The organism is Microbacterium sp. HMWF026 (assembly GCF_003061325.1).
GTDB classification, from domain to species: Bacteria; Actinomycetota; Actinomycetes; order Actinomycetales; family Microbacteriaceae; genus Microbacterium; species Microbacterium testaceum_E.
Genome location: NZ_QAJB01000168.1, coordinates 1 through 8,044, shown reverse-complemented (window position 1 = coordinate 8,044; position 8,044 = coordinate 1). Strand labels below are relative to the sequence as shown.

General features: G+C 72.5%; 6 protein-coding genes. All 6 read right to left on the bottom strand.

What is annotated here, in order from left to right; translation table 11 throughout:
• Positions 1-516: MFS transporter (locus DBR36_RS07190; protein ID WP_219927627.1), on the bottom strand; the 516-nt coding region annotated here is incomplete at its 3' end.
• A gap of 76 nt (positions 517-592) precedes the next feature.
• On the bottom strand, positions 593-2,791 hold the full coding sequence (locus DBR36_RS07185) for an SDR family oxidoreductase (protein WP_146185270.1): 2,199 nt from the start codon (positions 2,789-2,791) through the stop codon (positions 593-595).
• Positions 2,788-3,693, bottom strand: coding sequence for an ACP S-malonyltransferase (locus tag DBR36_RS17325; protein WP_146185269.1), 906 nt, complete (start codon positions 3,691-3,693; stop codon positions 2,788-2,790). Before DBR36_RS17325 ends, DBR36_RS07185 begins: the two co-directional genes overlap by 4 nt.
• Positions 3,693-5,381: a thiamine pyrophosphate-binding protein gene (locus DBR36_RS07180; RefSeq protein ID WP_108318217.1), complete on the bottom strand. Its 1,689-nt coding sequence runs from the start codon at positions 5,379-5,381 to the stop codon at positions 3,693-3,695. Before DBR36_RS07180 ends, DBR36_RS17325 begins: the two co-directional genes overlap by 1 nt.
• Entirely contained in the window at positions 5,378-6,607 is a 1,230-nt protein-coding gene (locus tag DBR36_RS07175; RefSeq protein ID WP_108318216.1) for an aldehyde dehydrogenase family protein, read from the bottom strand. Before DBR36_RS07175 ends, DBR36_RS07180 begins: the two co-directional genes overlap by 4 nt.
• A 24-nt stretch (positions 6,608-6,631) precedes the next feature.
• The coding region (locus tag DBR36_RS07170) for an ABC transporter ATP-binding protein (protein WP_108318215.1) at positions 6,632-8,044 on the bottom strand (1,413 nt) is incomplete at its 5' end.

Below are 8,044 nucleotides of genomic sequence, written 5' to 3'. Positions count from 1 at the left end.
GGCCGCCGCGCGCGCCGGACCGGGTTGCCGCGCCCGCCCCGCGGCATCCGGCGGGAGGGATGCCAGCACCACCGCGCCGATCACGCACGACGCCCCGGCGAGAAGGAACAGGGCCGAGTAGCCGATGGCGCCGAGTGCGGAGAGGCCGACGACGAAGGCGACGGCCGCCCCGGTCTCCTCGGCGGCCAGGAGACCGGCGAACGCGGACGGGCGTGAGACGTGCTCCTCGCTGACGATCGCCCGCACCGCCACCCAGAGCAACGAGCCGCCCAGACCGCCCACGATCGCCGCGAGGAACGCGAACCCGCTGGACGCACTCGTCGCCAGGGCATAGCCCGCCGCGCCCAGACCGGAGACGAGCGCTCCGACCGACGCGACCCGTCGCCGGTCACCGCGATCCGCCACCCGCCCGGCCAGCGGACGAGCCAGGCACGACACGGCCAGCTCGACGGCGACGAGAAGCCCGATGGCCGTGGCATCCAGACCGAGGACGAGCCCGGCCCAGAGTGGGATCACGAAGTCCAGGAGTTCGGCCGGGCCCCTGGTCAGTGCCGCCGCGGTGCCCAGGAGCGACCGCCGCGATCCCCGCGTCTCATGCGACGACATCGGGACGACCGCCTTTCCGTGCCGCCGTGCGTCCGGCGGCGGCGAGGTGCGTCAGGCGCGCCCGATCGACCTTTCCGTTACCCAGCCGGGGGAGGTCGGGGACGACGACCACGCGGTTCGGCCATTCGTGGCGGGGCAGCACGGCCCGGAGACGCTCGGCCCAGTCGGTCCGCGTTCCCGGGCCGTGGTCCTCGATGAACGCCGTGAGGTGGGCACCGCGCCGTTCGTCGGGGAGCGCGATGAGGGTGAGAGGGATGCCGGCCTCATCGGCGCGGTGCTCGAGATGGGAACCGTAGATGGTGAAGCCCCCGCGATGCACGGCCCCCGCGCGCCCGATCACGCGCAGGACGCCCGCGGCATCCCGGGATCCGATGTCGCCGGTGCGGTACCACCCGTCCTCGACCTCGACCGGTCGTTCGTCGTCGAGGGTCGCGGTGAAGGCGTGGTCGGAACGGATCCACAGCTCGCCCGTCTCGCCGGCGTCCACCGGGCTCCCGTTCGGGCGACGGATCGCGACCGCGACGCCGGGGAGGAGGCGCCCCAGACCCTCGGGTCGGTCGAGCGTCGCCAGGGAGACGTTCCCGAGCTCGGTCGAACCGTACCCGTCGAGGAGCGTCTGCCCCGTCTCCGCGAGGAAGCGCCTCGCCAGCGATGCGCGCAGCGGCGATCCGCCGACGCACCACATCCGCACCCTCGGGGCGACCTCGCCGAGCCCGCGCGCCTCGACGGCGCGCAGGACGTCGTCGATCACCGACGGGGCCGCGTCGACCACGGTGATGCCGAGCGAACGCGCGTCGACCAGGGTCTTGACCGGACGGCGGTGATTTCCGAGGACCAGGGTGCACCCGACGAGCCACCACGCGACGACGAGCGAGAACCCGTACTGGTGGCTGATCGGCAGCAGAGGGAGAAGCACGTCGTCGGCGCGATACCCCATCGCCTCGACGGTCGCGCTCACGTTCGCCAGCACGGACGCACCCGAGCGCACGACCCCGCGGGGGCGACCCGACGACCCGGACGTCCAGAGCACCAGGGCGTCGCCGCGGTTCGCCCACGTGTCGAGAAGCGCGGACCGTTCGACGTCGCAGGCGCACTCGCGCCGACCCTCGACGGCCGCGACGAGGCCCTCGGACGACCCCAGATCGCGGCGATCACGCGCGGACGCCCGCGACGGGGCGGTCACCGCGGCCGTGCACGCGCTGCGCGCGGCGATCGCCGTGACCTCCGCGGGAGGCAGCCCCGGGTCGATCAGGACCACCGACGCCCCCGTCCCCATCAGCGCGAGGACGACGAGGGCGGTCTCGGGCGTCGACTCGTCGCAGACGAGCACCCTGTCGCGCGCGGTGATCCCCCGGCGACCCAGCTCGGCACGGAGGCGTCTGACGAGGGCGGACGCGCACGCGCGCTCGCTCCCGGGCCGGGCGATGCGCGCACAGCGCAACTGCTCGGGCACCGCCCCGCGCTGCAGGAACCACTCCGCACCCCCGTGGTAGACAGTGTCGGCAAACGGGCGCGACCGATCGATCACGGCGAGCACCGTGCCGGCGACCTCGCGAGTCGTCGGCAGCGCCGTCACCTCGCGCCGCCGCTGCGCGGTGGATCCGGGTCGGCGTCGTTCCAGGAGCAGCGTCGTGGCGGAATCGACGACGACGTCGGCCGACACGACGACCAGCCGCGCGCCGACCGCGTGGATGCGGTCGGCCAGAGCGCGCAGACCGTCTTCACCGGCCCGCTTCGATGCCGCCACCCGCGCGTATTCGCTCTCGGGCGCGACGTCACGACTGAAGTGCGCCTGGTGGCTCGTGAGGTACACGATCACGCCGCCGCGGCCCATCCGGACGAGCGCATTCTCGGCGAGAGCGACCAGGGCATCCCGGTTCAGCGCGAAGGCCGACGCGTCCGAGCTCCCCTCCTCCATACCCCCGGACGCGGCCAGCACGAGCACGTCGAGGTGGTCGACGTCGCGGAGGAGGTCTCGACGCACCTCGGGAGCACGCAGGTCTCCGATCCGCACGTCGAGAGCCCGACCGCCGGCGGCCACGACCCGCTCGGACATCCGTCGCGCTCTCGCGTGCTTCTCGCGGCATCCGACGATCACCCGGTGTCCCGCGGCGGCGAGACGGGCCGCGACCTCGCCCCCGATGCCGCGGGAGCCTCCCGCCACCACGATCGTGCGCGCCGTCATCGCGAAGCCTCCGACACCGATGCCGGGGAGATCGCGAGGATCTCGAAGCGACCGCCGCCGTGTCGTCGAAAGGCCGACGGCGGGCCGGGGACGATGAGGCGGCGCACGCCGAGGGCCGACACGCCGTCGTAGAGCGTCTCGGCCACCGTCGCGTGCGTCCAGCCCGCGAGCAGGTCGGTGCGCACCGCGTCGGCCGTACGCAGCACCTCGCCCGTGACGTCGGAGACGACGGGCACCGCGGGATCCGCGAACACCACTCCGGCGTAGGCCTCTCGCTCGACGCGGTCGCGGAGGGGCAGCATCCGCCGACAGTGCTCCGCGCGGTTGATCGTGTAGTAGACGATCCCGCCGCGTGCGCGCACGGCCGCCTCGAGGCGGGCGATGGTCTCGACGGTCCCCGAGACCGCGTGGACACCGCGGTCCGCGCGCACCGAGACCTCGGCCCATCCGCCCGGCTGCTCGGCCCGCGCGACGAGCTCATCGACGTGGTCGACGTCCACGCGCGAGAAGAAGACGCACGCGAGCGGCTCGTCCAGAGCGTCGAAGAACGCGCGCTCCACCACCGTACTCCGCGCGAGAAGCGCGGCCATCTCACCCAGCGGTACGCACCCGGCCGCCACCGCGCCCGCGAAGCCGCCGAAGCTCTGCCCGCAGACCGCCTCGACCCGCAGCCCCTTCTCGACGCGGGCCCAGTCCGCCAGGGCGAGATTGATGGCGAGGAACGCGCACTGATACGGCTCCCAGTCGTAGATGTCGGCGTCGGCATACGCCTGCTCGAGGTCGTAGCCCAGCGCCTCACTGCACTCGTCGAAGCGGCGTCGCGCGAGCGGCGACCGGCTCAGAAACCGTCGGACGTGGCGATGACGCGCCGGCGTGAGCCCCGGAAAGAGGAGCGCGTCCATCAGCGGACTCCCTCCTTCGTCGGCGCCGTCGACACGACGAGCGGGAAGTCCCCCGCCAGGTCCTCGAACCCGGGCGGGACGTCGTCCAACCGGGTCGCGACGTCGAGCACGACCGCCCTGCCGCCCCGGGCGATCGCCCAGGCGCGCCGGACCGCGTCGCCGAGCGTCGCCGCGTCTTCACAGCCCACGTGATCGAGCCCGTACGCCGCGCACAGCCCGCGAACCACGGTGCGGCTCCCGAGAAAGCCGAACGGCGCGCCGGCCTGACGCCGGTTCACCTCGAGCCACCCGAATCCCCCGTCGTTGAGCACCACCACCAGCAGCGGCGTCGAGACCGCGGCGAGACCCGACAGATCGGCCCCGACCGCGCCGAACGCACCGTCTCCCCCGATCACCACTACCGGTCGCGGGTCGGCCGCCGCTACTCCCCGAGCCGCCGCCATCCCGAAACCCAGAGGGGTCTGCTCGCTGGGCACCAGGCACGCCGCGTCGCGGTGCACGATCCACGCCGGGAAGACGTACGACCAGATGTCGTGCAACCCGTTCTCGTGCACGCTGATCCGCGCCGTCGGCAGGACGGCATCCAGTTCTCGAAGCACGTCGCGCACGCGCGGCACCGATGCGGGGACGAGCGCCGGCGCTCGCTCACCCGCCTCGATCAGGGCGCGGTGCACCCCGGCGACGGTGTCCGCCCAGGCGTCGCCGACGGCCCGCTCCGGCAGAGCGCTCCCCCACGAGCGCACGGCGTCGCCGACATCCGCGACGACGCGCTCGGTGACGCGCGCGTGCGTGAAGTCCCTCTCGTCGTCGAGAACCTGCACGATGCGATGATCCGGCCGCAACGCCGTGTCCCAGCCGAAGGTCGCCGTCTCTTCGAGGCGGGTCCCCAGCGCCAGGATGACATCGACCTCGCGGAGGATTCCCGCAGCCCCCGCGGGGGCGTAGAGGCCGCTCACGCCCAGGAAGGCCGGATGCCCTTCGTCGACGAGCCCGCGCCCGGATGCCGTGACCATGACCGCGGCGCCGAGCCGCTCGACCAGCTGAAGGAAGTACTCGGCGGTCTCCCCCTCCCCGCACCCGCCCCCGACGAGCACGAGCGGCCTCCGTGCCGCGCGGAGCGTGGTCGGCAGGGGGACGTCCCGGCGCACCCGCACGTCGCGCGGCGACCGGCGCGGCGCGCGCACCTCGTCGGACGCGTGCAGTCCCTCCGGCACCTCGAGGAGCACCGGGCCTCGCCCCCGTCTGCTGAGGCGAAGAGCGTCGTCGACGCCCTCCGACACCGAATGCCCCTCGACCCGGATCGCGCCGACGGTCAGCGCCCCCATCGTCTCGAGCGGATCCAGCTCCTGGAACGCGCCCGTTCCGAGCTTGTCGACCGGGACACCGGAACTGATCAGCAGGAGGGGGTGACGCAGGGATCGCGCTTCGAGCAGCCCCGTGGCCGCGTGCGTGAGAGCGGGTCCTTTGCCGACGAAGCACACCGAGGGCCGCCCCGAGACGCGTCCGTAGCCGATCGCCTGATAAACAGCGTGCCGCTGGTCGCGCACGAGCAGGACCCGGATGCCACGACCGTCGAGAGCGGCGAGGATCGTCATGTCATCGCCCGGGAGCCCGAAGACCGTGTCGACGCCGTGGGCGACGAGGCCGTCCGCGACACGCTCCCACGTCGATGCGGTCGAGCCCGTCATGCGCTCGCCTCTGCGACGGACGACGTCGGGAAGTACTGGGCCAGCCCCTGCGACAGCAGGATCGGCTGCGGGTGAAGGGCACCGTCGAACGCGATGTAGTTCGCCATCGCCCCCCGCCCACCCAGGGGGACGTTGCCGTCGTCGACGGCGAGCAACGTCTCGTCGAGGGTCAGCGTGTGCCGGCGCGCGAGCGCGGCGACCAGTCGCCGGGTGGGACCGAAGACCGTTGCCCCCATCGCGCGCTCGTGGTACTGCGCCGAGTCGAGCGTTCGCACGACCGCGTCTTCGCCGTCGTAGAGACCGACGTTGAACACGGGCGCGAAGAACTCGAGGACCTCCATCCGGGTCGCGTCGTCCCACAGCACGACGGTCGGCTCGATGTGCCGAGCGCGGAAGTCGATGCATCCCCCGCGCCGGATGCGGTCCTGGTGGCGGTGGAGGTAGTCCGCGATGTCGCGCACGATGCCGGGATAGAAGATCGCGCCGTAGTCGGTGCGCGGGTCGTCGTAGCGTCCGTAGCGAACGTGATCGAGTCGGCGCTCGAGAGCGTCGAGGAATCCACCCGCCGCTTCGCGCTCCACCCAGATCGCGTCGGGGCCGAGGCAGTCCTGTCCCGAGTTCAGCAGGCGGATGTTGACGATCTCCCGTGCCGCGTGCTCGGGGTCGGCCCGGGCGGTGACGGCGATCGGATTGATCCCCGAGCCGAGGAAGAACATGATCTGATCGCGCCGCAGGCGCGCGCGGATGCGCTCGGCGTTCTGGTAGGCCCCCGCGAAGACCACGGCCTGCGCCGCGGGCACGCTGTTCTCGACGAACTGCCGCTGGGTCTCGTCGCGGATCTCGATCGCCAGACCGTGCACGCGCGCGAGCAACGCGTGCAGGGCGATGACGGTGCCGCGCACATGCGTCGCCGGCCGGATGACGATGTTCGCGGCGTAGAGCGAGGGGATGACGGCGTACAGGACGTAGGAGTAGAGCACGACGTTCGAGGGCAGGAAGACCGCGATCGTCGAGAGGCGCGGGGGCCGGTGGGTGGCGATCTCGCGCTCGGCTCCGCGCAACGCCGCGACGGCGGCATCCACTTCGTACTCAGCCGCCTTCCTCGTGGAGATGACCGTGAGCAGGGCGAGGACCTCCGGCCGTCGCGCCTCGATCGTGTCGGCGAGGACGCGCAATCGTTCGGGGGTGGCGAGCGGCGCCGGCAGCGGGGCGGAGGTTCTCTGCATGATGTCCTTCAGACGGCGAGCGGGCTAACCCACGAGCGAGAGGCGGGCGAGACGGGAGTAGGAACGGGAGGTGCGGACGAGCTGCGCGTGAGTGCCGCTGGTGATGGTGCCGTCGCGCCGGAGGTAGAACACCTGATCGGCGGTGACCACCGCGCGCAGCCGGTGGGTCACGACGAGCACCGTCCTGCGGCCGGCTAAGCCGTCGATGACGGAAGTCACCCGCGCCTCCGACTCGGGATCCAGTCGCGAGGTCGGCTCGTCGATGAGGACGATCGGAGCGGGCGAGAGGACGGTGCGGGCCAGGGCGACGCGCTGGGCTTCCCCGCCCGAGAGCGTTCGCCCCGACTCGCCCAGCGGGTAATAGATGCCGCGCGGATCTTCGTCCACGAGATACCCGAGGCCCACCGCGTCGAGGGCTTCCCGCAGCTGTGCGTCGTCGGCGTCGGGGGCCGCCAATCGCAGGTTCTCGGCGAGAGAGCCGTCGACGAGGGACGCGCTCTGCTCCATGTACGCGAGTCGGCTGCTCAGCTCCTCACGATCGATCGTGCCGAGATCGGCTTCGCCCAGCAGGATGCGGCCGCGGTCGGGTTCGTACAAGCGCGACACGAGGTCGAGAATCGTCGACTTGCCGCTCCCCGAGGGGCCGACGAGCGCGCACACACTGCCGGCGCGCACCGTGAGGGACGCGTCGGTGACGCCGCCCGTGCCCTCGCCGTGCTGGAAGGAAACCCCCTCCAGCCGGAGGGGCAGGGCACTGTCGCGACGCGCAACGGCGGCAGAGGGATGCCGCGACTGCTGCGGCTTCTCCACGGGCACCTCCATCGCGGCGCTGATCCGGTCCCACGACGCGCGAGCCCGCTGCAGCACCGGAATCGCCCGGAAGGCCCCCTCGACGGGTGACAGCACCAGCACCACGTACATCAGGAAGGTCAGGAGATCGGCGAAGGCGATCTCACCCCGGCCGACCTGGATCGCCCCGACCGCCAGCACGCCGAGGAACGCGCACTGGGTCGCCATCTGACCGACCGGAGAGACCACCGCCACGCGCGTGCCCAGGGCGATCGCCGCGTCTCTCGCGCGGGCGGCGGGCTCGATCAATCGCTCGACATACGGGTCGGTCGCACCCGCGGTGCGGATGGTTCGTAACGCGCGCAGCGAACTGGCCAGCTCCGACCCCATCGCCGCGGTCTCGTCCTGGCTGCGGCGACTCAGCGTGCGCACCGGTCCCGAGGCCAGTCCCACGATCGCAGCCGATCCGACGATCGCCGCGACCGTCACCGCGAACAGGAGGGGGCTGATGACGATCATCAGGGTGCACGCCCCGACGGTGAGGACGACCGCGGTCACGAGCTCGAACACCCCGCCGACGAGCATGGTGTGAATCTGGGCGGTGTCGCTGGTCAGCAGGCTGACGAGCTCCCCCGCCCGCCCCTCGTG

Coding starts and splice junctions, on each gene's coding strand:
- DBR36_RS17325 (WP_146185269.1), bottom strand. CDS start 3,693: ATGGACGCGCTCCTCTTTCCGGGGCTCACGCCGGCGCGTCATCGCCAC.
- DBR36_RS07180 (WP_108318217.1), bottom strand. CDS start 5,381: ATGACGGGCTCGACCGCATCGACGTGGGAGCGTGTCGCGGACGGCCTC.
- DBR36_RS07175 (WP_108318216.1), bottom strand. CDS start 6,607: ATGCAGAGAACCTCCGCCCCGCTGCCGGCGCCGCTCGCCACCCCCGAA.
- DBR36_RS07185 (WP_146185270.1), bottom strand. CDS start 2,791: ATGACGGCGCGCACGATCGTGGTGGCGGGAGGCTCCCGCGGCATCGGG.